The 25069-nt window shown below is 55.4% G+C and carries 22 protein-coding genes; 8 read left to right on the top strand and 14 right to left on the bottom strand.

What is annotated here, in order from left to right; genetic code table 11:
- The first annotated feature begins 57 nt into the window (after positions 1–57).
- Together Q1A44_RS17350 and Q1A44_RS17345 are read left to right on the top strand one after the other, a co-directional pair.
- A complete protein-coding gene (locus Q1A44_RS17350; RefSeq protein ID WP_299627810.1) occupies positions 58–1158 on the top strand; it encodes a Fic family protein in 1101 nt (366 codons plus the stop codon).
- A gap of 313 nt (positions 1159–1471) precedes the next feature.
- Entirely contained in the window at positions 1472–5536 is a 4065-nt protein-coding gene (locus Q1A44_RS17345) for a hypothetical protein (protein WP_299627808.1), read from the top strand.
- A gap of 131 nt (positions 5537–5667) precedes the next feature.
- Here Q1A44_RS17345 and Q1A44_RS17340 read toward each other — a convergent pair whose 3' ends face one another.
- Entirely contained in the window at positions 5668–6153 is a 486-nt protein-coding gene (locus Q1A44_RS17340) for a hypothetical protein (protein ID WP_299627806.1), read from the bottom strand.
- A 246-nt stretch (positions 6154–6399) separates the two neighbouring features.
- Between Q1A44_RS17340 and Q1A44_RS17335 the strand changes: the two genes are divergently transcribed.
- Together Q1A44_RS17335 and Q1A44_RS17330 are read left to right on the top strand one after the other, a co-directional pair.
- The gene (locus Q1A44_RS17335) at positions 6400–7689 is read left to right on the top strand and encodes an MFS transporter (RefSeq protein ID WP_366942611.1); all 1290 of its coding nucleotides are present in this window, start codon (positions 6400–6402) and stop codon (positions 7687–7689) included.
- Positions 7690–8146: 457 nt separating this feature from the next.
- Complete coding sequence (locus Q1A44_RS17330; RefSeq protein ID WP_299628072.1) at positions 8147–8779, top strand: tyrosine-type recombinase/integrase; 633 nt, start codon at positions 8147–8149, stop codon at positions 8777–8779.
- A 188-nt stretch (positions 8780–8967) separates the two neighbouring features.
- On the opposite strand, the gene Q1A44_RS17325 is transcribed toward Q1A44_RS17330, so the two are convergent.
- From Q1A44_RS17325 to Q1A44_RS17305, 5 genes are read right to left on the bottom strand one after another with little or no spacing between them, the layout of a single operon-like run.
- Positions 8968–9432 carry a nuclear transport factor 2 family protein gene (locus Q1A44_RS17325; RefSeq protein ID WP_299627804.1) on the bottom strand — a complete coding sequence of 155 codons (465 nt, stop codon included), beginning with the start codon at positions 9430–9432 and terminating at the stop codon, positions 8968–8970.
- A gap of 6 nt (positions 9433–9438) precedes the next feature.
- Complete coding sequence (gene cynS / locus Q1A44_RS17320; RefSeq protein ID WP_299627802.1) at positions 9439–9906, bottom strand: cyanase; 468 nt, start codon at positions 9904–9906, stop codon at positions 9439–9441.
- Positions 9907–9923: 17 nt separating this feature from the next.
- Complete coding sequence (locus Q1A44_RS17315; RefSeq protein WP_299627800.1) at positions 9924–10829, bottom strand: ABC transporter ATP-binding protein; 906 nt, start codon at positions 10827–10829, stop codon at positions 9924–9926.
- A 10-nt stretch (positions 10830–10839) separates the two neighbouring features.
- Positions 10840–11673, bottom strand: coding sequence for a nitrate ABC transporter permease (ntrB, locus tag Q1A44_RS17310; RefSeq protein ID WP_299627796.1), 834 nt, complete (start codon positions 11671–11673; stop codon positions 10840–10842).
- 3 nt (positions 11674–11676) lie between these two features.
- Positions 11677–13059, bottom strand: coding sequence for a CmpA/NrtA family ABC transporter substrate-binding protein (locus Q1A44_RS17305; RefSeq protein WP_299627794.1), 1383 nt, complete (start codon positions 13057–13059; stop codon positions 11677–11679).
- Positions 13060–13257: 198 nt separating this feature from the next.
- Here Q1A44_RS17305 and Q1A44_RS17300 point away from each other — a divergent pair, with 198 nt between their 5' ends.
- Positions 13258–15111: a sigma 54-interacting transcriptional regulator gene (locus tag Q1A44_RS17300; RefSeq protein ID WP_299627792.1), complete on the top strand. Its 1854-nt coding sequence runs from the start codon at positions 13258–13260 to the stop codon at positions 15109–15111.
- Positions 15112–15610: 499 nt separating this feature from the next.
- Here the strand turns inward: Q1A44_RS17300 and Q1A44_RS17295 are convergent, their stop codons facing one another.
- The 4 genes from Q1A44_RS17295 to Q1A44_RS17280 all read right to left on the bottom strand — a co-directional run bounded on the left by Q1A44_RS17295 (position 15611) and on the right by Q1A44_RS17280 (position 17765).
- Complete coding sequence (locus tag Q1A44_RS17295; protein ID WP_299627790.1) at positions 15611–16084, bottom strand: GNAT family N-acetyltransferase; 474 nt, start codon at positions 16082–16084, stop codon at positions 15611–15613.
- Positions 16085–16212: 128 nt separating this feature from the next.
- On the bottom strand, positions 16213–16647 hold the full coding sequence (locus tag Q1A44_RS17290; protein ID WP_299627788.1) for a carboxymuconolactone decarboxylase family protein: 435 nt from the start codon (positions 16645–16647) through the stop codon (positions 16213–16215).
- A 23-nt stretch (positions 16648–16670) separates the two neighbouring features.
- Positions 16671–17081, bottom strand: coding sequence for a DUF6326 family protein (locus Q1A44_RS17285; RefSeq protein ID WP_299627786.1), 411 nt, complete (start codon positions 17079–17081; stop codon positions 16671–16673).
- A gap of 159 nt (positions 17082–17240) precedes the next feature.
- Positions 17241–17765, bottom strand: coding sequence for a hypothetical protein (locus Q1A44_RS17280; protein WP_299627784.1), 525 nt, complete (start codon positions 17763–17765; stop codon positions 17241–17243).
- Between Q1A44_RS17280 and Q1A44_RS17275 the strand changes: the two genes are divergently transcribed.
- A complete protein-coding gene (locus Q1A44_RS17275) occupies positions 17764–18165 on the top strand; it encodes a helix-turn-helix domain-containing protein (RefSeq protein ID WP_299627782.1) in 402 nt (133 codons plus the stop codon). The genes Q1A44_RS17280 and Q1A44_RS17275 overlap by 2 nt on opposite strands.
- A gap of 35 nt (positions 18166–18200) precedes the next feature.
- On the opposite strand, the gene Q1A44_RS17270 is transcribed toward Q1A44_RS17275, so the two are convergent.
- The 3 genes from Q1A44_RS17270 to Q1A44_RS17260 form a co-directional block, all read right to left on the bottom strand.
- A complete protein-coding gene (locus Q1A44_RS17270) occupies positions 18201–18977 on the bottom strand; it encodes a hypothetical protein (RefSeq protein WP_299627780.1) in 777 nt (258 codons plus the stop codon).
- Entirely contained in the window at positions 18974–19672 is a 699-nt protein-coding gene (locus Q1A44_RS17265) for a DUF2306 domain-containing protein (RefSeq protein WP_299627778.1), read from the bottom strand. The genes Q1A44_RS17270 and Q1A44_RS17265 overlap by 4 nt, the downstream gene beginning before the upstream one ends.
- A gap of 69 nt (positions 19673–19741) precedes the next feature.
- Complete coding sequence (locus Q1A44_RS17260) at positions 19742–20383, bottom strand: methyltransferase domain-containing protein (RefSeq protein WP_299627776.1); 642 nt, start codon at positions 20381–20383, stop codon at positions 19742–19744.
- 87 nt (positions 20384–20470) lie between these two features.
- On the opposite strand from Q1A44_RS17260, the gene Q1A44_RS17255 reads away from it, so the two are divergent.
- Together Q1A44_RS17255 and Q1A44_RS17250 are read left to right on the top strand one after the other, a co-directional pair.
- Entirely contained in the window at positions 20471–21379 is a 909-nt protein-coding gene (locus tag Q1A44_RS17255) for a LysR family transcriptional regulator (protein ID WP_299627774.1), read from the top strand.
- Between the two features lie 310 nt (positions 21380–21689).
- On the top strand, positions 21690–22496 hold the full coding sequence (locus Q1A44_RS17250) for a class I SAM-dependent methyltransferase (RefSeq protein WP_299627772.1): 807 nt from the start codon (positions 21690–21692) through the stop codon (positions 22494–22496).
- A 441-nt stretch (positions 22497–22937) separates the two neighbouring features.
- Here the strand turns inward: Q1A44_RS17250 and Q1A44_RS17245 are convergent, their stop codons facing one another.
- Positions 22938–23804 carry a tyrosine-type recombinase/integrase gene (locus Q1A44_RS17245; RefSeq protein ID WP_299627770.1) on the bottom strand — a complete coding sequence of 289 codons (867 nt, stop codon included), beginning with the start codon at positions 23802–23804 and terminating at the stop codon, positions 22938–22940.
- Between the last annotated feature and the right edge of the window lie 1265 nt (positions 23805–25069).

Genomic DNA, 25069 nt, shown 5'->3' with positions numbered 1-25069 from the left:
ACTTCTATAACTCAAAAATGGTCTATATGTGAGCTATAGAAAGGAGTTCTATAACTCATGGCATGGAACTGGCAGGTCCCCGGTTGGCCGGATTTCCGGTACGACGACGCAGAGCTTGCGCCACTCGAGCAGCGGTTCCTGCTGTCGTCAGGCGAAGTTCTTGGTGCCGTTCAGCATGTCAATTCGGCAGAGCGTGATCAACTCCGCATCGACCTGCTGAGTGATGAGGCCATGAAAACCAGCGCCATTGAGGGTGAGATGCTGGACCGACGCAGTGTGCAATCCTCGCTTCGCCGAAATCTCGGATTGGAACCGGACAGCTATCCGAACAAACCCAGAGAGCAGGGCGTGGCAGAGATGATGGTCGATGTTTACTCGACCTATGCCGAGCCTCTCACGCACGAAACGCTGTTTCGGTGGCACGAGATGCTCTTGTCATTCGATAAGCGCTTGGAGGCCATCGGGCCCTATCGGCAGCACGAAGATGCCATGCAGATTGTCTCGGGTCGTGTTGATCGTCCGGTCGTGCATTTTGAGGCCCCGCCATCTGCGAAGGTTCCGGATGAGATGGAACGGTATGTCGACTGGTTCAACCGGACAGGGCCGGATGCGGAAAAGCCTTTGCTGGCATTGACGCGCGCGGGCCTGAGTCATCTCTACTTCGAAAGCATCCATCCATTTGAGGACGGGAATGGTCGCTTGGGTCGGGCCCTGGCCGAAAAGTCCCTGGCTCAGAACATTGGGCAGCCGAGCCTCATCGCGCTCGCCTTCACCATCGAGCGAAAGCGGAAGGACTACTACGATCAGCTTGAGCGGCACCAGAAAACGCTAGATGTCACGCCTTGGCTGGTCTGGTTCGCAGAGGCAGTTCTGGAAGCGCAGCAGGTTACCTTGGACCGCGTGGGCTTCTTCATTGCAAAGGCGCATTTCTACGACCAGTATCGCGACGCGTTGAATAAAAGGCAGGCCAAGGTAATCGAGCGCATGTTCCGGGAAGGGCCTGACGGGTTCAAAGGTGGCCTGAGTGCGGAGAACTATATTTCGATCACTGGGACGTCGCGGGCGACGGCGACCCGAGACTTGCAGGACCTCGTTGAAATGGGTGCGGTCACACGCACTGGCGAACGCCGGTACACGCGGTACTGGTTGAACGTGTAACCCAAGCAGATATGAAAAACTTTCGAATACGCCTACACGTCGTGTCTTTGAAATACTTCCTGTTGCAGCGTTGCTGACACCGAAACTTGGATTTGCCCGAAGAGAGGGCGGAAAGCCGACTTTCGCCGCAAGTGCGAGACAAACCAGTTCCAAACACACAAAGCGGACGTCGCGGCAATAGGTGCCGACCTTCGGCCTCGTTCGGCACGCCAAGCGAGAAATGCTCTTTCCCTTTTGGCAATAGGTTATGTCCGTTCATTTGGAGTTCGGCTTGAATTGACGCCCACAAGTTGTAGGCTCTCGAGAACTACTTTTGATCGGAAAATATTTGGCAGCCCTCCCCCCGAAAGGCACGACAAAGAGAGACGCTGTAGCCGCGCTAAGCGGCTACGTTTATCAGATCTATCAGTCAGCCCTTGCTTGGATAAAGGGATCACCTGAGGGTGTCATTTGGCTAGAAGTCTCTGAAGATTATCTGATGGCCGCTGGCAATGCATTGAAAGCCGTTCAGGTCAAGGAAACAAGCAGCAGGGTGACGATAAACTCGCCCGGCGTTTTGGCCGCTATAGACAGCTATGTCGAACTTCATCTCGACAATCCCATGCTGCAAGTGTCTTTGCGGTACCTAACGACTTCAACCGTTGGTTTGGAGCGCAAAACAGAAGATCAAATAGACGGAAAGCCCACACTGCAAGAGTGGCGACGCCTTGCAAATTTTGGAGACCTTTCGGAACTTCGCAATCTATTGGGTCGAAAAAATCTCGATACCCGCACTCATACATTTATCAACGAGAGTTCCGACGACTACCTGAGGGCTCACCTGCTTGCACGAGTGCACTTTGATTGTGGCGCGCCGGACAGCCAACAACTCGAAAAGCTATTAAAAGCTAACGTGTCAAAACTACTCATTGAGCGAGGCGGCGTTTACACCCAAGCAAAAAATTGTGTCTCGAGTATCGTGATGGAACTTTTGCGTGTCGCGACCGAGCCAGATCGAAATGATCGCTGCGTGGATCGAAATGCGCTTGAAGAAATTCTCGAGACGGCCTCGCATGTTGTTCAGCGTCGTGATCAACTTGAACAGCAAAACATGCTGATCAACAAAGCGCTTGCTGCGGTTGTGCCGACAGATGGTCGTCTGTCAAACAAAACCGAATTGACCCCGCGTCCTGCTGATACAGCCCAAATCCCCAAGGCGCTAGCGTCTAGGGAAGAGTTTATGGGGCAAATCACCAAAACCACCAGAGAACGAGGCTTGTGCTGGATTTTCGGCGGCGCTGGTATGGGCAAGACTATCGCGGCGAGAGCAGCGGCTAAGGCCTGGGGTGGAGATTGGGCCACCGTAAACTTTCGAGGCAAAGGAGCTGATTTTGTAGCTAGAGCTCTGGAAGACATCGCCGGTCAACTTCTACACGCACAGATCGCTGGACTTACAATAGACGATCTGGAATGCGAGCTAACTTCAACCGTTTCTGAAAATTTGGCGTATGTGTTCGCTTCTGCCGAATATTCCTCAATGCCAGTCACCATCACATCTCCTAGGAGGGCATCAGCCAATTTTCTTTTTGACCAAAATCTCAGTTCGGATGTGTGTATCCAAACTAGTGACTTTACTGAGGACGATATCTTAGAGATTTTGGTGGGCTTGGGGGTCAAATCACGAAACTGGGCAAAGTATATCCATCTAATCTCTGGGGGCGGGCATCCTCAATTGGCTGTGGCTGCTATCCAAAGTATGCAAACCTCCGAGTGGCCCAGCTCAGAATTGGCATCGCTAAATTCTCTTTTTGTCGGCAACCCGGAGGTCGAGGAGGTCAGGCGAATAACGCGGCAACGCTTGCTGGAAGAATTGCCGCAGACCGCGCGGCACTTGTTGGAAAGACTGTCGCTTAAGATTGGAGGTTTCAAACGAAAGCTGGCTTTGGATTTGGCCCATTTGGCCCCCGCATTCTCCGATGCAGGGACGGTTTTCGATAGCCTTACGGGAACTTGGATAGACCAACACGCGACAGATAGGTTCTACCTATCACCATTGCTTTCAAATTTCGCGACAAAGAACCTAAGCGATTCCGAGCAAAAAGAAATCCACCACGCCATTGCTGCCTCACTTACGCAAGGCAACGTATTTGACGGCAGTGAGGTTAACGCTGCCATGTTTTCCGCTTGGGTCGCAGGTAATGAAGATGCACTCCTGAAACTGTGCATGATGATCTTCGGCGCGGATCATGAAGACCTAGAAGCGTTGGCACCGCACATAGACAGCCTCACTCTTATGAGAACGGATCAAGCTGCTTATTCTAGTGATCCAGCCGTGAGCCATATGTTACGAGGTGCACAATTGCTTCTGGCAAGTCAGCAGTCTGATAGCAGCTTGAGGTTCTGGGATATCCATGAACGGTTTGAGCTAGAGGGGCAGGCTGTCCAACCAGTGCAGCGCGGATCATCCCTAGATTTAATGATCTACGTCAAGTTGCTTCTCATCACGCCTAAGCAGTCTTTGGGCGCAAAGTTCACCGACATCATTGTTAAACTCGATGCCCTTTTAGCTGACAACAATCTCCCGAGTGAAATTCGAGAGAGCTTCATTAAACAAGAGATGGATGGGGTAACTGTTGCTGGTTTCATGTTCTTGAATCAATGTCGCAGCTTGAAAACGCTCGACGATCTTGAAGGTGTGTTTGGCTTTCTGCATCAATGCTCGGCGGACTTCCGCGATACACTTTTGAAAGCCTACCGGCACAATGACTTTGAAATCGATATGCTGGTTTCTACGGCGTGGCTGGCAGAACACGAGGCGGACACAATTGAAGCAAAAGTACATGCGCCATTATTCCAGCGCTTGGAAGAAATGGCGATATCTTGGGGGTACGTTGATCTTGCCGTTTGCTGCTGCAAGTACCAGTCCACAATCCTAAATGAGTATGGATCAGACAAGCAAGGTGCTCTCGATGCCATTGAACGCGGGCTGACCGAATACGGTGAAACCAACTCTGAGTTGGTAAGGGAAAAGGCGAAGGTGCTTTTTCTTTCTGGTGATCACGCGGCCAGCCTCACCGTGGCTAACATGCTGGTCGAAAACGAGTCTTCGCTCAATCCCGTGGAGAAAGCCTTTTTTGGGCGACAAGCGGCAATCAGCGCGGAAAATGAGGGCCAGTACGAACTTGCTCGCAAGTACTATCTGTTCGCAAGTGAAGCCGCGAACACAAGTAAAGTCGAAGACATGGAACCTATGCACGTCGGTCTCTTAGCCGATGCCGCACTGGCAAGCTGGTTGGGCGGAGACAGGGAAACATGTTTAAGGGATTTTGCTGTCGTGCTCGGCCAAGTAACCAAATTTCCCCCAGACCGGAGTTTGCGTACGGCTCACTGCCACGCTGTCGTTAGGCATCTTTTGCTTTGGTTGGAGCAGGATGCAACAGGCGTTCAGAAATATATCCGTGATGGTGAAGAAACGCGCATTTATCCCGGTATGGTCAGCCAACCGGAGCCCCACAAAGACATCGGTCAACAAATGATTATGCCGATAGAAATGGCCTGGTACATGCTTGCCCGCGTCGAATGTTTTTCAGAGCTAGATGTTGGGATAACCACCAATTTGTATGCTCTGTTGCCCAAAGGTGAAGTCCGGGAAGGTGAACTGCTTTTCACCTCTGCGAAAATGCATAAGGCTTTTTCTGCATTGGATTTGGGTGCGTTCGATGATGCTATGCGCTCTTTGACAACTACAGGTGCTTTTTTGCAGCAATGCGACATTCCGCAAGACTCATTTAACATTGAAGCGGTGACATTTGGCTCCATGCGAGCGGCGACACTCGATCAGCAGAAGTCCATGCAAGATCATTCAGCACGCCAAACTTTGCTATTTGCAGCATTGTGCGTTTTCAATAATCAAACCAAAAAAATCTCTTGCTTGATAGAATTGTGTCGTGAAAGCTCTGGTTTTTTTGTCGAGCCTGAAGTGCTTGATCGGCTATCAACACCGGGGCAACAAAATTGCTTTTATTCAAACATGGCAGATTGGTTGCGGCAAGCAGTCGATGCCGCTGTTAGTTCTGAAAAGCTCTCGCCCATTCAGGTATTCGTTCTGGCGCTCAAAACACTTCAGATCGCAGAGCATTCGCAAGAATTTAGACTAGCAGGCTCCGCAGTTTGTGCATGGTTAGTGCAAAGATGGACTTTCGTATGGGAACGCCAGAGATTTCGACTGAATCGGCCAGGCTTGCACGAGGAACAAGTGAATGCCGCGCTTGCCGAGGCTCGCAACCCATCTACCTCTTTCGCAATAGAGTTGCTGGCTGCATTTTTGCCAATGCTTGCCATAAACAACGCCAGTGAAGCCCAAGGCATATTGAACCAAATGCGAGAGAATGTAAAATAAACGGGCCGAAGTGTGTTTTTATGGACTGCCTTTGCTCTGAGCTTCCCCGGGAGTGGTTCCCCTTTGACGGGCCGCACCGCAGCATTGGGTCAAGTGCATGAATGTCGACAAAGGGCCAAACGTTGGGCGCCCTAGCCAGGTTTCTGCCCACCGTAGGCATCAAGTACCATCTTGAAATAAGTCGTCGTTTTGTCCGAGTGCTCACCAAGACCAGGCCATGCGAACGGAAATGTTCCTGAGGTCGAAGACCAGTCAATTTCCAGCCAAAGCATTTTTGCAATTGCCTCGGCCTGTGGGGAATCTTTGTCCTCGGGCCAAAGGTCCATGTCCAGCGTTATCCACGCTTCGCCATCATCTTCAACGCGGATGTCGGCACTTAATGCGGCCAGCCGTTCTCCAATGTTGCTCGCATCGTCCAGTAGGGCGGAACGCAACAAAAGCTCGGCCTTCTGCGCATCCATGTCCATCACTAGTGCCATTCTGATCCTCCAAGCAATTTCTCTAAGATAAGCATCAAAACAAGAAATCAAAAGGAGTGCGCAGTTAAAGTCCGCTTTACCATCAAAACGCCGCGTCGCCCTGCGGTTGCGGGTGATCCTCAAATACTTTGCAGACATTCAAAGGCGACTGCGCAATGGCGGGTATGCGGGCTGCGACTGCAAAAACCCACTTGGGCGCTGAATGTCTTTTATGGGCCGCTCGCGTCGTCGCGCCGAGGCCAAGATGAGCAGATGCTGCGCCGCATCCGATGGCGGCTGCGAGCCCACACGTACCAACGCTGCGTCCTGCACAAATGTCCGCTTCGACGGAATGTGCTGCAATGGCCATTGCGCTTTGTTCCGTTGTGACTGACGTTCCAAGATATGATGTCCGATATAGATTTACCCTTCGCAAAGCTGCCGACGCCCGTGCGTCGGCATGTCTATCTCTTTCAAGGACACCAGTTTCTGGACCGTTTTGCCATGGGCGTGATCGTTGCCGTAACGGCTCTTGCCCTTCAAGGACGCGGCTTGGGTGTTGGTGAGATTGGCGCGCTCTTTGCCGTCTACGCCGCAGTCGCCATGATCGCTGAATTGCCGTTTGGCGGGTTGGCCGATGGCGTAGGGCGCAAGCCGGTCTTTCTGATCGCGACAGTTGCGAGCCTGATGGCCTCCACTGTGTTCATAACATCCGCCGCGTTCTGGCCGCTGGCCGCGTCTTTCGCATTGGTCGGCTTGGGGCGTGCCTTGCGGTCGGGAACGCTGGACGCTTGGTATGTCGAAGAACTGCATGCACGCGCGCCCGGTGTCGAAATCCAGCCCCTTCTCGCGCGCGCTCAGACCGCAAACTTCGCCGGTCTCGGATTTGGCGCGATTGTGGGCGGATTCCTACCTGGCCTCGTCGCTGGGAATGATCCGTCCGACCCATTGGTTGGCCGCACAGTCTATGACGTGTCGTACGCTGCTGGAATTTTGCTCACGCTGGGCGTGATTGTGTACACGGTCCTTTTGGTCCGGGAACCGGCGCGCCCGATGTATGGTGCTGTCGTTCTGCGTGAGATACGCGCCGTGCCGAGCACGATCATCGATGGTGCCCGGCTTGCGATCTCACACCGTGCGCTCCTCCTGCTTCTCGCGATCCTGACCCTCATGCTCTTCGCCACCAATCCGGTCGAGGTGCTCTGGCCCACCGTCGTGCAAACCATGCTCGATCCCGAACGCCCGGCGGCCATAGTGGGACTTTTGACTGCAGGATATTTTTTGGCGATTGCAGTGGGCGCGAGCCTCGCTGGACGGGTGGGTCGCCTGTTTGGTCGCCGTCACGCGGTGACGCTTGCGACGGTACTTGCAGCGCTGATCGTCTGTCAAATCGCGCTCGCCCTGCAGGCGTCGCTTATTGGGTTTATCGCCATATTCCTCATTTTTTCCGTGGTGCTCGGGCTTTCAGAATCTCCTGCCGCAAGCATCCTGCACGCTCATGCGCCGGACAACCGTCGCTCTACGATCCTTTCGGTCCAGTCGCTCCTGAAACAACTCGGTGCGATGGTCGGTTTGCTTGTCCTCGGCGCGATCGGCGAGACGGAAGGTGTGGATATTGCTTGGATTTTTGGGACCCTCGGCCTTGCATCAGCCGTCGCTCTTGCGATGCTGCTGGCTCGGCAAATGAGACGTTAGCAGTTGACTAACTGTTGCGGCGTCTAAAGCGTGGATTTACGTCTCCGCCACTTCGGACTTGGAACAAGCGGACCTTCAAAACTAATCCATGGATGGCAGCAAAGTCCGCGATCTGTGAGTTCGAACCAACCCAGATTTCGCTGTTGCAGCGAATGACCGCAAAGCGGGCTGCGACCGCAGCATCTGAGTTGGCTGCTAGATGTCGGCTTTGGGCCGTCCATGCAGGTGCAGGCGCGCCCCGAGTGCGAACATGCTGCGCGGGCCCCAACGGCGGCAGTGAGCCCATCCTGTGAATTCAGTTTTCTTGCTGCGTGCGCACGCAGCAAGAAGATTGCTGCAATGGCCACATCTAGGGCAATGTTCGTTTGTGAAGAAAGCGGCCATTCAACATATGCTATGTTTTGCCGTCAGCGCGGTGCTGATGACAGGGCACGGAGGGAGGATCGGAGGGCAAATCATGCCAAGAGTCCAACTTCCCGCAACTACCCCAAAACGCAGGGCCTGGAACAAAGGGCGGATCATTGGTCAGAAGCGGCCGCTGTTACCGAAGCAGGTCTGGGCAATCCGGACACGGCTAGAACTAGCGGGCAATCTCAGGGTTCTGTCTTTGTTCAACGTTGCCATCGACAGCAAGTTGCGCGGCTGTGATTTAGTCAGACTTGAGGTGAGCGATCTCGTAAAAGAGGACCAGGTACGGGAACGTGTTTCCGTGATCCAGAGCAAGACCAAACGACCTGTTCAGTTCGAGCTAACAGAAAATACACGTGAGACTGTGCTGGTTTGGGTCAAATCTCCTGAGATGTTCGCGGGCCGTTTCATGTTCCCTAGCCGCTTCCACGACCTGCCACACATATCGACGCGTCAGTACGGCCGGATTGTACGCGATTGGGTGACCGCGATTGGCCTAGAGCCGAGCGGCTACGGCACGCACTCGTTGCGCAGAACTAAGGCTGCGGAAATATATCGTAAAACTGGCAATCTCCGAGCCGTCCAATTGCTGCTTGGCCACACAAAGGTCGACAGCACTGTTCGATATTTGGGCGTCGAACTCGAAGATGCACTGACTATCGCAGAGCGGATCGATATTTGAGTCAACTTGGCGAACGGTCCTGCCGTTCGCCATCTCAAAGCGGCTGCCTGCCCCTTACGCGGCGTTGGTCGGTGCCGAGCCCAACCTGTGAATTCGAGTTTCTCGCTGCCTGCTGGCGTCAGCGTCCAAAGGCTACGGAAATTTACCGTAAAGTTGGCGATCTTTGGGCTGTCCAGCTGGCTGGTTCTTTACAGACCCAGATCCGACAATCCAGCATGATCTACTGGCCGTGGTCCGTGTGGCCAATGAAACAGCCGTTCCGACTCTGCGATTGCGACGTCATTAATCGACGCGTGACGCACGGCCATGTAGCCCTTAGCGTCAAATTCCCAATTCTCGTTGCCGTGTGCGCGGAACCAATTGTTATCCGTGTCGTGATATTCGTAAGAAAAGCGCACGGCGATGCGGTTATCGCCATGCGACCAGATTTCCTTGATGAGCCGGTACCCGTTTTCTTGTGACCACTTGCGGGTCAGAAAATCGCGTACCTCGTCCCGACCGTTCAGGAATTCAGAGCGGTTGCGCCACTTTGTGTCTGGTGTGTAGGCCAGCGCCACCTTTTCAGGATCACGCGTATTCCACGCATCTTCAGCCATGCGGACTTTCTTGACCGCATCGTCAAAGGAAAAGGGGGGCACTGGCATACGGGTCATAGCGGATCACCAGCTGTTATAGCCAAGGTACTTGCCTGACATCTCGACCTTCACCCGATCCCCTTTTGGGTTTTCAACGCGGGTCACAGTCATGTCGAAGTCGATGGCGGACATGATTCCATCACCAAACTTTTCCTGGATCAGCGCCTTGAGGGTCGGGCCATAGACGCCAACGATTTCGTAAAAACGGTAGATGCAGGGATCGGTCGGCACGGCTTGTTCCCAAATCTTGGTAGGGCTTTCGGCCAAGACGCTTTCAGCTTCCTGCGGCAGGCCCATGACACCCACCATCAACTTGGCTTTTTCGGGCGGAAACGCGTTCATTCCCATTGCTGCGGAATGTGTCCACACCGGCGACATATCGATCTTTTCGGCGATCTCTTCCCATGTCAGTCCGGCCTGTTTCTTGGCGGACAGGATCATGGCGGTGACGTCTTCTTTGGTCATCATCTCAGTCATTACGAGGTCTTTCATGTTGGTCTCCTCCGGTCTTAGCTATTCACGGCCTTCAGGGCAGGTCGTTTGTCTTCGGGGTCTTCTGTAGGCTCTGTCAGGTCGATCCGAACGGTTTCAGGCGCATTGGTCTGGCCTACCTCCGTTGGCTGTCCGGCCAGCTCCTTTGATCGCTTGCCCAGGAACTGCACCAAATGATTGCGGATCGCGTAGTAGTTGGGGTGTTCCACGATTTCGGTTCGGTTGCGCGGGCGCGGGATTGTGATTTCAACACTTTCCGCCACGCGTGCATTTGGCCCGTTGGTCATCAACAGGATGCGGTCGGCCAGCAGGATCGCTTCGTCGATGTCATGAGTAATCATGAACACCGTCTGTTCCATCTGGCCCCAGATCTTGAGCAGCTCATCCTGAATGGTCCCACGTGTCAAAGCATCCAGCGCGCCGAAAGGCTCATCCAACAGCAACAGTTTGGGATGGTTTGCAAAGGCGCGCGCAATCGACACCCGCTGGCGCATGCCGCCCGACAACTGGCTTGGCTTGCGGTGGATCACATCCCCCTCCAAACCCACCATCGCAAGGAACTTGGCAGCGTGATCTTCGACCTGCTGCTTGGTCCACTCGGGATGCCGCGCCTTGACCCCGAATGTGACGTTCTTCAGCGTCGTCAGCCATGGCAACAGCGAGTAGTTCTGGAACACCACGCCACGATCAAGGCTTGGGCCTTTGACCTGTGTGCCGTCCATAATCACTACGCCACTTGTCGGATCCGCCAGCCCTGCAAGGATATTCATGATCGTTGACTTACCGCAGCCGGAATGGCCGAGGATGACCACGAATTCGCCTTTTTCGACCCCAAAGGAAGCGTTTTCGAAAACGGTTAACTCGCCACCGTTCCCATCCGGGAACCTTTGGGTTAGTTTCTCGATACTTAAGTACGGTTTCATGGAACTTCCTTTATTCGGCGTAGGTGACACGGCGCTGCAGCAGGCCGAACATGGCGTCGAGCAACATGCCGACCACACCAATCATGAGGATTGAGAAAACGACGGACGTCAGATCAAGATTGTTCCATTCGTTCCACACGTAGTACCCAATACCAGTGCCGCCAACGAGCATTTCAGCCGCCACAATTACCAGCCACGCGATGCCGATCGAGATGCGCATACCGGTCAGAATGGTCGGCGCAGCCGCAGGCAGGATGACCGAGAAGGCCGTCTTGATTGGCCCCAGCTCGTGGGTTCGGGCGACATTTACCCAGTCCTCACGCACGCCAGCTACGCCGAAGGCGGTGTTGATCAACATCGGCCAAATCGAGCAGATAAAGATCACAAAGATCGCCGAGGCTTCACTGTCGCCAATGATGAACAGCGCAAGCGGCATCCATGCCAGCGGAGAGATCGGGCGCAGCACCTGAATAAACGGGTTGAAGGCTTTGTATGCCACCTGGCTCATCCCGATCAGGAACCCAAAGGGAATAGCGATCAAGGCGGCTAGGAAATAGCCGGTCAGGACACGGTAGATCGAATAGCCGATCTGAATGCCGATGCCTTTGTCGTTGGGCCCAGCATCATAGAACGGGTCGCTGAGTTGTTCCCATGCCTTGGCAATGACCTGACTGGGCGGCGGCACGCCAGCCTTGGCCGAGCCCGCGCCGGTCAGGCGTTCGTATTCCGTCAACTCTTCAGCAGCCTTTTGGGCAGGAATGGCGGCCTCCCAGATCAGGAGGCCGACAACCAACATCAAGACCGACAACAAAGCCGCGCGTTGGTTTAAGGAAAGGGTGCCCATGGCTTACCCTTTCCCGATTGGGAAGCTGCTGACGTATTCTTCCGGCTTCGCAGGATCAAAGGTTTTGCCCATGATCGTGTGCGACTTGTAGGTGATGTCCGGTGCCTCATAGCCGAGGTCTTCCATCACTTTCTTACAGTCAGCGGCAAGGTAAACCCGCTCCGCCACGCCGCGGTAATCCACATCACCTTCGATATAGCCCCACCGCTTCATCTGCGTCAGGATCCACACGCCCATAGAATGCCAGGGGAACGGGTCAAAATCGATCCGGTCAGGCACGCGCTTCACCTCGCCCAGGCCGTCGGCGTAGGTTCCCGTCAGGACCTGTTCGATCACCGTGACGGGCTGATTCAGGTAATTGGTCGGCGCTATTGCTTCTGAGATTTCTTTGCGGTTCTCTGCCGCCGAAGCGTATTGCGTCGCGTCGATGATCGACTTGAGAAGGGCCCCGTAGGTGTTCGGCAATTCTGTTGCGAATGACAGCGGCGCGGCAAAAGCGCAGCATGGATGGCCTTCCCAGATTTCCTTGGTCAGCACATGGATGAAGCCGATGCCTTCGTAGACGGCGCGCTGGTTGAACGGATCAGGCGACAGATAGCCGTCTAGATTACCGGCTCGCAGGTTCGCGACCATCTCTGGCGGCGGAACAACGCGGATCTGAATGTCGACATCGGGGTCGAGCCCGAATTCTGCCACGTAGTAGCGCAGCAGGAAGTTGTGCATGGAATACTCAAACGGCACGCCGAAGGTGAAACCCTTCCACTGGCTTGGATCGCGCTTATCAAGGTGTTCGTTTGACAACACGATGGCCTGTCCATTGATATTTTCAACAGCGGGCATAATGTAGGGTTCCGCAACCGACCCGGCACCAAGCGTCATCGCCAAAGGCATCGGCGTTAGCATGTGCGACGCGTCGTATTCTCCGTTTAGAGACTTGTCGCGGGCGACCGCCCACCCGGCGGTTTTGATCACCTGAGCGTTCAGACCATAGCGTTCATAGAAACCCAAAGGCTGGGCCATAATAATCGGGGTGGCGCAGGTGATCGGCACGAAGCCGATGTTCAGGTCTGTCTTCTCAGGCGGTCCAAGTTCATCGAGGATCGCGGCTTTCGCCTCATTCAGCGGAAAGACTGACGCAAGTGCTGCGGCCATTGTGGATCCGCCCATCATCCCCATGAACGACCGGCGTCCGATGTCGCTTTGGCCGAAGACCGACCTCACAATCGCGCTTTCAATAGCGCGCTCCATCATGCCTTCGGATGTGGACAGGTCGATGCTGTCTTCGGTGTCTGGCGTAGATGCGCTGCAGGTGTGGCAGCTACAATCTGCAGCGTGTCGCAGATCGGTTTTAGACGAGAAGGGATTTCCAAGTGATTTGACAGACATGATGCAACCTCTTTGTTGTTTCCATCATGTTGGCAGCGAGAAATCGACAAATGAAGGCACGCGCCAAAAACGCAAAAAATAGATTTTTCGATTAATTTCAGTGCAATGCAGAAGGTTGACAGCCGAAAAGGTTACGATAACTCGTAATTTACGAAATTTCGTATTGCGGCTTTGTGCGTTTGCTGACCGCATAAAAGGATGCTCGATACCGATACATCTTACGATTCTTTTCTTGCCGGGGCATTTGGTCCGACCCTTCTGATTGATCTTGGCCAAGATCTCATTCTGGCCACGACGGCAGAAGCTCAATCACTGCTTGCAGACGATCTAACGGGTACCAATTTCGCCCCGTTCATCGCCGATGGACTGGATATGTTCGTTGTCTTCCTCACTGAGGTCGAGCACCGGGGGGTGGCAAGGACACGACGAGTGACCCTGCAAAGCGCAAATCAAAAACCCCTTAACAGCGAGATCACGGGGCGGTCGATTCGCCACGAAGGAAGTCCCCTGCTGCTGCTTCACATGCTGGACCTTGAGACCCTCGAACGCCGCGCTGTCGACACCGCTGCAGGCAACCTATACAATGGCGGTTTGCTGGAATGGCAAAGGGCGCAGAGCTTCTTTTCAGATCTCGAACGTGAAAACCAATTGATCCTCAACGCCGCTGGCGAGGGCATTTATGGGGTCAATGCCGATGGCAAGACAACCTTTGTGAACAGAGCCGCTCAAGAGATGCTCGGATGGACCAACGAGGATCTTCTCGGTCATGATATCCATTCGAAGATCCACCATCATCACCTGAACGGAGAGCATTACCCCTCACATGAATGTCCGATCTACCAGTCTTTCCGATTTGAACAGGTGAAACGGATCGAGGACGAGGTGTTCTGGCGCAAGGATGGCAAACCGATCCGCGTCGAATATGTCTCGACCCCGATCTATGACGGCACCCAGCTGGTCGGCGCGGTGGTGATCTTTCGCGACATAACAGAACGCTGGGAGAGCGAACGGAAATTGCGCGAGGCGATGGATCAGGTCGCGGCCCTTCGCGATCAGCTCGAAGAGGAAAACGCGTACCTTCAGGAAGCTATCAACATCGAACGCGCTCATCACGACATTATCGGGCGCTCTGAGGCGATACAGGGGATCATCAAACAGATCGAGCTTGTAGGACCGACGGACACAAACGTTCTGATCCGGGGCGAAAGCGGCGTTGGCAAGTCTCTTGTGGCGTCCGCTGTTCATGACGAAAGCAGCCGCAAGCGCCGCCCCATGATCCATCTTAAGGCTGGGGCCGTGAATCCCGAGAATATCGAAAGCGAGTTGTTCGGGCAGGTTCGTGGCGCTTTCGCCGGTGCGCTGAAAGATCGGCCAGGCAAACTGGAACTGGCGCATGGCGGAACCTTGTTCATTGATGAGGTCGCGGACATTCCTTTGGAAGTTCAAGGGCACCTTCTTGATGCCCTTCAGAAACGTGAGGTTGTCCGCTTAGGGGATGACCGTGCCCGTAGCCTTGACCTGCGCATCATCGCATCAACGACCCGAGACATTGACCGCGACGTACAGGCGGGCCGCTTAAGACAAGACTTGATGCTGCACCTTGGTGTATTTCCCATTTTCTGTCCGCCGTTGCGAGATCGTCCCGAAGACATTCCAATACTGACAGCTCACCTTCTGCGCATCGCTTGCAAACGGCTCGGGCGCAAGTTGCCAATCGTAACGGAAGGCGCAATGCGCAGGCTGCAAGACTACCACTGGCCCGGAAACGTACGCGAACTCGCAAACGTGATTGAACGCGGTGCCATTGTTTCACAAGCCAACAAGTTACAAGTAGAGATCCAAAGCCAGGTTGTACCAGGTGCTTTGCCGACTTCCGCGTTGCTAACGGAAGCTGATGTAGAACATTTCCGCAGAGCGAACATCATTGCCTGTATGAAAGAAGCAAACGGCCGGGTTGCTGGAAAAGACGGTGCAGCAGCACTGCTTGGGATCAAACCGACCACACTCTATTCACGGCTCAAGAAGCTGGGGCTGAGTGAGAGGGATTGGTAAAAGATCGACCGCTCATTCACTCTTTCAATTAAACGACTACAGGCGGAAAGCTTGTTTCAGGCGTGGACGAGTCCAACACCCGTGAACGACCAATCTCGCGACATGTGCTACGCAGCGCCGAAACGTTGCTGCACGAGCGAGAGAATGCTGCGTCAGCAACATGCCCAAACAGCAATGTCGGGATTGTCCCGCGATGTGTGAGTTCGAGGGTACCGAGATCATGCACCCGCAGCGAAAGTCCGGTCTGGTGAAGCTGCAGCGCGGCACTTGACTGCCTCGCCAAGGTCCGCAATGGGCCGTCCTGAGCTGAGCACGAGTAAAATTCCGATCAGATGCAGCTCTAGCTCCGAGGTTGGCCGTGATCCCACCACGGACACCCTATGATGTTGTCGCGTGCGCAAAGGGACAGAGTCTCGCTGGACCGTAAAGCTTTGCGTTATCGCTCTGAGGTGAAGGCGATTGAAAGTGCGACCAAGAGCATTGCGATCTCGCGCTGCAGCTAAGCTGTTTCAAGACGAAATTTGAGGAACCTCTCCCCATCGTACTCGATCTCGTCAACTTGCCTTGCTCCTAGTCTACGAAGCGCGCTCAAGTTCTTGCGAGATGGCGGCAACAGAAAGGTCACAAACGGAATGCGGTCGTCTGACGTGGCGAACTCGATGGCCGTCTTTGTGATGCGCCGCCCCAGACCGAATGAGTCCGGTCGCAGGACGAGCCCGAAATCCCACTCGTCTCCTTCTTTCTGAAACCCGCCCCATCCGACGTATTTGCCGTCGACCAGAAACGCCCAGTGCCCAAGACCGTCGCGCGTCCAGCAGTCTTCCTTCTTGGCGACAAAACCAGCGGCAACCTTGGCGTTCCACTCAAAGTTCAGAAGTGGCATGTGCTCGGCGACCTTGGGGTCGGACATGTGATCGACAATTTCGGCGGGGTCAACTTCGGTGAGCCTTGCGAACGTGATTTCGTTTTTCAAAGTCGCCTCCTTCGGCGTTCATCTGCGGCCAGCTCCGGTCACGGAGGGCATATTTCCCGGCGCTTAGACGGTGGTGCCCGGAGAGCCGGGCACCACCGTCGTCGTTATACTTGCTGGGCAGGGCAGGGTCAGTGCTTCGATTTCTGAACCCGATTCCAAAGACTGATCATGCCAATGTCTGCCGTGATGACCGAGATCTCTTCATCCGAAAAGTGCTTTCGCAAATCCCGCCGGAGGTCTGACAGATCCTGGTCCCGATCGAGGTAGGTCAACGCTTCGGTCCAGGCGAGAACGGCCTGCTCGGATGGCGAGAAATGGTCCACTTCGCGCCAGACAACGAGCGTGTCCAGCTTTGCCTGTGCAACACCTGCCTTGCGCGCTTGGTTGAGGTGCAGGGCCACACAATAGGCACACTGGTTGATTTGCGACGCGCGAAGCTCGATCAGGGTCGACAGAGCATGATCCAGGCCATGATCGGCCATGAGTGCATGGGTATTGCCGAGATGCCCGAATACCTCGGGTTGGTTCTTTTCGTGCATCAGAGTTGCGTTGGTATCAGTCATGGGTTTGTCCGTTTTGGTTGGGGTTAAGAGTAATGCGCGTTGCCGACGGTCGCTGCCGGTTTCCACCGCCATGCAACCACGACGATGGCCAACATCGCGATCAATTGAAGAGCGAGGTGGTACGCGTCATCGAGGTCGATGGGTGCGGGTGGGATCATGGTGACCGTCGTGATGAGCGCCGCGACGAAGGTGAGGGGCCGGGCGAAACGCCGCTCCAGCAGAAGTGACAGCGGCACCATGGAGATTGGCACCGAGACCACCACACCGCCGATCAGCATCAACTCCGGCGTGATCTCCATGCCGTTGAACTGACCTGTCATCACGGTTTCGAGGAAGCCGGGCATCACGAATTGGTGGAGATCGCGAAAGATGATGTTGAGCAGGATGAAAAGCCAAAGGGCGGCGAGTTTGAGGTGAGCTTCTACAGGACGCATTTCGTGGTCTTTCTTCAGCCTGAAAGGGCGTTGATTGTAGGTTCGGGGTCGAGACGTTCTGGGTTCACATGCACGTTTTGTTGCGGCGCCAGCGAACAGTCTATTGACCAAAAACGGACAGCGGCCATACGCACGTGTATGAACTGGAGCGACGTTTTCTTACCCCGATAGCAACGGGTGCATGGCGCCAGTCGGAGACAGCGCGGCCCAGATGAGAAGAAGACCGATCGTTCCGAAAATAACTGCATAAACGCGTGACGAAGCGGTTCTGGCAAAAGCAAGAATTCCGGCGGCACCAGCGTTTGACACGAGACCCATCAGCACAGCTGCCCATGGAAACTCGCCATTCATGCTTTGCCAGAGCCCCACGCCGTAGCCCACGAGCAATGCGGAAGCAGCCATACCATAGAGCCTGAAAAGGCTCCCGGATGTTGCGGAGACACCAGTCATTGTCTCAAGCCGGGGCCGGGGCAAAAGCAAGAACGGCCCCGCCACCAGAATGACCGTGACCACGATCTTTACGGTAAGTATTAACGATATTGCAGACATGGGTTGAAACCTTATTATGAACTCAGCCAGCACATATTGGACCTGAAACCGAATGTCAAACTCAGATATCAAATACCGTCGCAATTCTCCTGTCCCCATAGACAAATGCGGAGCAGCCCTTGCGACCGACATCATGTCGGATCGCTGGACAATCCTGATCATGCGCGAGGCATTCTATGGAGTAATGCGGTATGACGACTTCCGTGCGGACATTGGCATCCCGCGATCGGTTTTGACGGACCGTCTCAAGCGTCTGGTCGACGCAAAAATGCTTGAGCGGATACCTTACCGAGAAGGCAATTCTCGAACCAGATACGGATACGCGCTTACAGACATTGGTCAAAGCTTTGGCCTGCCGCTGCTTGCCCTTATGGCATGGGGGGATGCGCATTTTGCGGAACATGGAAGTGCGATCTCGATCGTCGATCGGTCAACGGGGCAGAAATTGAAAGTCGCCATAGTGCCCGAAGACGCGCCTGAACTGGGAATACGCGAAGTGAGGATTGTACCAAACCTGCCGGAAAAGGAGAGTTGATCCGTTGCGGAGCCCGCCGCAGGACGAGGCGGCTGTCATGAAAAGCGCCCCAACCACTCGTGCATCCACGCTTCCAAGCCGATGGTATCGGCCACGAGAAACAAAGCAGGCACGGGCGCGACCGCGACCGCGGCGCAAGCAAAAAAGCCTCTGAACGTCAGCGTCCGGCTGTAGCCCAACACCATGGCGATTCCGCCGCCGCCGCCAAGGACTGTGTTGCCCGGCATATTTATCATGACAATCACGGCCAGCCCGCGAAATCGCAGAATACGCCGCAGGACAGGCCGTTCGCGGAACCGCTCCTGCAGAATGGTAAGGACATCAGAGGTTTGCAGACCCTTACCCCCGGCGTCGCCGAGCCGGTATCGATGCCCAAGACGCCCGATTTCGAAAGCAATGGTGAGGCCGAGAATGGTTGCTGCGTAGACCGGAATGGCCATGGACGACCCAAGGGCCAGCATGACTGCGACGCCTATTTCCGCGCTCGGCACGAACGGTATGGCAAGAAGGATCACATAGACCAACAGAACGGCCCAGCCGACGTATGCCACGGGCAACCCGGTCTCAAGCCGCGCGACAAGCGCCGATGACATCCCAATCGTGCTGAGCAGGAACCACAGTGCCGCCGCGATCAACAGGGCCAAGCCAATCTTTCGGCAGTGACGCGTCATTATCGACGCTTTGCCGGTCCAGACGGTACGCATGGCGGGATGCGACGTCAGCACGAATGGGTGGATGTCCCGAAAGATGATGTTCGACAGGATGAACAGCCAAAGCGCGGACAAAGGGGTGTGAGGGTCAAGCTTTCTCATTTCTCAGCTTTCGTGTGACGAAACTGACCGTGCCCTTGCGGTCCAGCAGCATGTGACACGCGTCGAGGCGCAGCACGGCGGATGAATGCCTCTGCGACCGCAAGATTTAGCACCCATGCGGCGACCATCAGGACGTCGCGCGAAAGTCCCAGCGGCTCGGCACCGAAAATGGCCATGGCTGCTAAGAAGAATACTGTCTGTGTCGATGCACCCTGGCCAATGGCGTAGGACCGCAGCATTGCCGCCCGGTGCGCCGCGACGTTCCGAACCCGGATCGCGAACACTGCCCAGACAATCAAGGCGCACATTGCAAGGCTCAGAAGGACGCGCGCGCCATAAAGCAGCGGGCCCTGAAGGGCATCAGGAAAGACGTAAGAGGTCGTCATCCAGAGCCCTGTCAACGCGCTGATACAGCCGGCTGCCGCCAAGAGACGGCCAAGTCCTCTGTGAACGGCGGGGTGATCGCGGCGAAGGCTCGGCAAAAACTGCACCGCCCCCGCGAGGCAGAAGAACGAGCTTGCCAGAATGTGGAGGATGATCGGGACCGGATCAATGACCGCGCGCGGGTTGGGCGGCACGATCGTCGGCCCGCCCAAAAGCTCGGGTATCCGGACAAGTGCAAGGACTGCCGGAATGAAGGAATAGACGACCACAATCGCCAGAAACGTCCATTCGGATCGGGTGAAGCTACGCAATTCTTCGGCTCCGGTATTTTTTGGCGCTTGTCGCCGCAGGGGGATCGCAACGGTTGCCGCCGCATGAGGTCAGCTCGGGCGTTGCGCGATGATGAACGGGTTCAGCCGTCCCTTGCCGAAATATCGGCATTCGACGAGATCAAAGCCTGCGCGGACCAGCGCGCGGCTCAGTTCGGCTCTGCTCAGGATTGTCACGGGCGGCGCAACACCAATCATGCCCAGGGCACGAACGACGAAGCGCAGTGGTGCGCTAGCGTCGCCAAGGCATACGGTCTTTGACAGGAACACCCCGCCAGGTTTCAGCTGATCGTGAACGGACGCTAGAACGGAGGGCATATCGGCCACGAGGTGAAGCAGGCTAAATGCCGCAATGACGTCGAATGGTGCCCCAGGCAGTCTTGCGTTTGCATCAGCCAGGACGAAACTCAGATTGGAAGCCTCTGCGGACACGCGTTTGTCTTCTGCGATTTCAATCATTCGGCTTGAAATGTCCGTCGCGGTGATCTCTGCGACATCCGGGGCCAGCCTGAGTGCGGTGCTTCCTGTTCCGCACCCGATCTCGAGCATCCGATCCTCCGCTCGTAGAAGCGCACGGATTCGGTCGATCTTGGCATCATACGCCGCGGGATCGGCGACCGGTTTACCGGCATACTTCGCGGCGGTCTTATCCCAGAATGCTGCGGAAGGGTTTGACAACGTGGTGGTGTTCATGGCGGGTCTCCAATGCTGGAGACCGTTTAGCTGTGCGGCGAAAAATGGTAGATTGCCCAATTTCATACATTTGCTATACGCAGATGTATGAACTGGCAGGCGATCTCCTTTGATTGGAACCAGGTGCGCGCGTTTCTCGCGACGGCCGAGAAGGGTTCGTTCAGTGGTGCTGCCCGGGCTTTGAGAACGACTCAACCGACCATCGGCCGGCAGATCGGCGCGTTGGAAGAGGCGCTTGGGGTGACGCTTGTCGAGCGAAGCGTTCGGGGACTGACACTGACCGAGGCGGGTCGCAATCTCCTCGACCATGTTCGCGCAATGGGCGAAGCGGCCACGCTGATTTCCATGGTGGCCGACGTAAACTCGCAAGATGTCACTGGGGAGGTGACCGTCACGGGAACCGATCTGTTGTCCGCTTCGGTGCTGCCCAGCGTGCTGTGGCCGCTGCGCGACACCGCACCTGGCGTCCGGGTTCGCATACTCGCGTCGAGCGAACTTGAGAACCTGACCGAACGTGACGCAGACATTGCGATCCGTCATGTCTGGCCCGAACAGCCGGATCTGATCGCACGGCATCTCGGCGATTTTCGTGCCAACCTTTATGCCACCTCGGACTACCTTGATCGGGCAGGCCGCCCGGAGAGTATGCGCGATATTGCCGACTGCGATTTCGTCGGCAACGCAGATCCGGAACGTCTGATGGCACCGCTCCACAACATGGGCATCCCGGTGCGACCTGAGAGCTTCGTCATGTCCAGCGCCAATGGCGTTGTCGCTTGGGAATTGGTCAAGGCCGGATACGGTGTCTCCATGCAGCCGGAGGTCATCGGCGAGGCGGAGCCAACGGTCGAAAGGGTCTTCGCCGATTTTCCCTCGCTTGAGTTTCCGGTTTGGCTAGTGACGCACCGTGAATTGCAGACAAGCCGACGGATCCGCGTCGTTTTTGATACCGTGGCTCGCGGGCTTTCAGAGCGGTTGGGCCGACGGCAACCGTAAGAAGCGGTCAAAAATATGGTGGGTGAGAGGGGCAGGCTTGGTGTCGTTGATTAAGCAAAAGTTGAGCGGCATGGCTTGAACGGCGGAGGTTTGGTCGCCTTCGGTCAGCACACGCGGATCGGAGGGGGTGTGAAACGTACGCCCCAATGACCAGGCAGGACCCAAGGCTCATCTGTCGGTGTATGGCTGCTGTTTAGGTTTAAGCGATGGTACCTGTATGGGTGAATGGGCATGACCAGTTCCGAAAGCGGGTCACGCCGCAAACCTGGGACCATGAAGACCGTAACGGAGCCAACTGGACATGAACGACTTGAGTAACGCCGACCCTTGGGATCGCGTGGCGGATGGCTATGAAGCTTCTGCCAAGCCTGTTTTTTCGGAGTTTGCGGCAGCCACGTTAGATTTGGTCGACATTCGACCGGATCAAAACGTTGCCGACATCGCTTGTGGCCCCGGGACGTTCACAACTTTGCCTGTTGAACGCGGCGCGGGTGTCAGCGCGATAGATTTCTCGGCACGCATGCTGCGGATTTTGGAAAGAAACGTGGCCCTCGGAAACCTAGACGGCGTGTCCATCCACCAAGGGGACGGCCAGGACCTGCCGTTCGAGGACAACCAATTCGATGCGGCGTTCTCGCTGTTTGGGCTGATGTTCTTCCCTGATCGCGAAAAGGGCTATTCGGAGATGTTTCGCACGTTGCGCGACGGCGGGACCGCCTGTGTCTCGAGCTGGGCGCAACTTTCGCTTTGTCCTTTGTTCGACGTGATGGCGCAATCGATAACGCGTTTGGATCCGTCGCGACGACCCCCAAAGTACGACATCAGCTCGTTGGAGAACCCCAACGTTCTTTCGGCGGAAATGCGGACGGCGGGTTTCGAGAACGTTGTCGTCCATCGAGTTGAGCGCAGCTTTGAATTCGCGTCAGCAGACCGGCTTTGGCACGGTCTTACTGAAGGAAGCGCGCCGATTGCGGTCATGAGATCGCGTTTGCCTGCGGCGGCATGGGAAAAGCTGTGTGACGACGCGGTATGCTTCATCGACTCTTATGCCGGGCCATTCCCGACCAAGTTGGGCGCAACCGCATGGATCGGAATTGGACGAAAGCCGGTGGCCTGACCAAGCGCGGCACCATGGATGCCGAAAGAAATATCATGATCAGCCTGCCGGAAGAGGCCTGCGGGACAAGGCCCGCATCGCCGGTCTTGGTCACTGCGACGTCGCCAGATCCCTGCGGTCTTTCGAGGCTGAAGCGTTCCACATCCGGTGCGCCCGCCACGTCTGCAAGCGCTTTCGCAACATGGCGTCGGCGCACGTTTAATCGAAGTGCATTCGCGGCTGCGCAGGTCCTGTCCACAGCCGTGTCGCGCGTCAGACAGACACCGCAAGGTGCATTGCGCTACGCGGTTCTGACGGTCGAGAAAACATTTCAAGCGCGAGGCAGGCTAGTAATACATCAGGCGGAAAGTCGGTTGCAGGATGTCTGCTATGAGGACGCTACAAAGCAGCGTAGGATGCCTAGATGAACGACAACTTCGGGCCATCACTGCCGCAGTTCGCTCAGCACATCGACTCGCTCCAAGGCTCGTCGGAGTGCATGGTTTGAAACCCGCACATAGATTTCCGTGGTTTTGAGGTTCGCATGCCCGAGGAGTGCCTGAACCGGTGCGGGGTCAGGTGGGGGTCGATGCCAAGGCGTTTTGAAAGTGCTCTCAGCCGCTTACGGAAGGTGGCCGCTCGGAGCCGACGTCCCACCGTGTTGAGGAATAACGGCGCCGCAAAGGAGCCGTCTTCAGAACGCTTCTGACAGTAGCGTCTAAACTCTTCCTGCAGCTTCCGGTTCGGCACAAAGACGATCCGTTCTTTGCTGCCTTTACCTCGCACGAGGACCTGGCCGCCGTCCTGCGACACGTCGCGGACCTTTACTTTGGTCAACTCACTGATCCGAAGCCCGGTCACGATCAGCAGTTTGATGATAAAGAGCGTAACAGCATCTTGCGAGGTAGGCGCCGCGTTGTCTGCGCCTCGCGCCGATTGTGCAGCGATTGCGTGTTCACCGGTTTGAAGAACCGCTCTGAGGATGTCTCGATCGATGGGACGCGGCAGGCGGCGCGGAATCCTCACCGAGATATGGACATCGGCAAACGGGGAGGGCAGGGCGCTGTTTCGATCCTCGCGCCAAGCATAGTACGACTTGAGGGTCACCAGCCGCCGCTCGATAGTCGCGGGCCTGGCGCCCAATTCGTCGCGCAGATGCCGGTGGTAGGCGAGGATGTCGTCTTTCGACAGCGGGTCGGTGAGCTGGTGCGCCTTGGTGAAGCGCGCGAAAGTGCGCAGATCCTGAGAGTAGGCGCAAAGCATATGGTGGCCGAGGCTGCGCTCGTCGCGGCGAGAATTGACGAAAGCGGTGTGATCGAGATCGGGCATGCTGAACTCCTTTGCTTGAGTTCAGCCAGTTCAACACAGGCGGGTCAGAGCGCCGAAATTGCCCGCTTCAGCGGTAACGATAATGGGACCCAATATCGACTAAGGGTGGAACTCGCTACTTTCCGCGTAAACCGTTCGATACAAGGAAAACGTGCCGCAATCACCCGGATCATGCAGCCTGCGCCTAGATCTTGTCATGGTCAACTTAGACTTCCAAGCGCTCACCGATGTGAGGCTCCCGCACAGACTCCGTTACATGGCACCGCATACTAAGGTAACTCTACCGTTTTCTAGCGCGACACGAGCTCAAGTATTGATAGATGCGACCGCGTCGCGGATTCAACAACAAACTACAACGTGTGATGTCTTCCGAAGCACCGCTGCTCAGTGTATTCATTATAGAAGCCGTGTAGCGACAAATAGAGGAAAAAATGTACGATAGGATTGCTCCAGTATTGGCTTATTTCACACGAATAAATTTTTTTGTCGACGCAATAAAGACGAATGTCAAAACAGAGTCGCAGGGTGAGCTCCTTTGGTTGTTTAACGAAGGGCGAAAATCTCTCAACAAGGGCCCAATCGATCGCGGTAATCTACACCATCGCTTGAAGGCTGCTAGCCCGGCATCTAAGCGGGACCTTCTGTATTGTCTTGGTTTAGACGAACTAGGGTTCGGACCAAGCATATGAAACCAAACACCTCAAAAGGTCCTTCATGATATGAAATCTGCGATTGAGGGTGGGTTACTGTCCATCTTATCAGGACATACCACAATACCTAAACTGGTTTCAGTTGAAAACACAAAGTCAATGGGTCTCGCGAAGCTAGACCCACATGCAGGGATTCGAACACGCCTTTCGATTGAAAAGATTATTATTCCCGAGGAGGCTGGACTTACGGTAAGTGTGCATCTCCCAATTTCTGCGCAGCTACGGCTTCTGTGGATGGAGGAAGGGTACGTTGTAGGTCTAAACGATGAACTTGGGATTCCGCATGGCACAATGGCGGCCGGTGAGTACCGGGACCTACCAAGCGTCGAACTAACTCCAACAATACCTGGCGCCTCACTAATTGCACTAGCCGCGGAGGACTTTGATTTTTCGAATTGGCCGACAGCATTGGACGCCGACGGCGCTATTGACCCATTCTCTGCAGCAAAACTTGCTCGCAGTTTTCTGTCGGTTGATCCTAGGGTCAGGACTCATAGCCAATAGATGACGATGGCGGCGAGAGCGATGGCAGAGAGGAAGACCTTGGGGCATCTG

This window comes from uncultured Tateyamaria sp. (genome assembly GCF_947503705.1).
Lineage (GTDB): Bacteria > Pseudomonadota > Alphaproteobacteria > Rhodobacterales > Rhodobacteraceae > Tateyamaria.
This window is presented reverse-complemented; position numbering and strand designations above follow the sequence as displayed.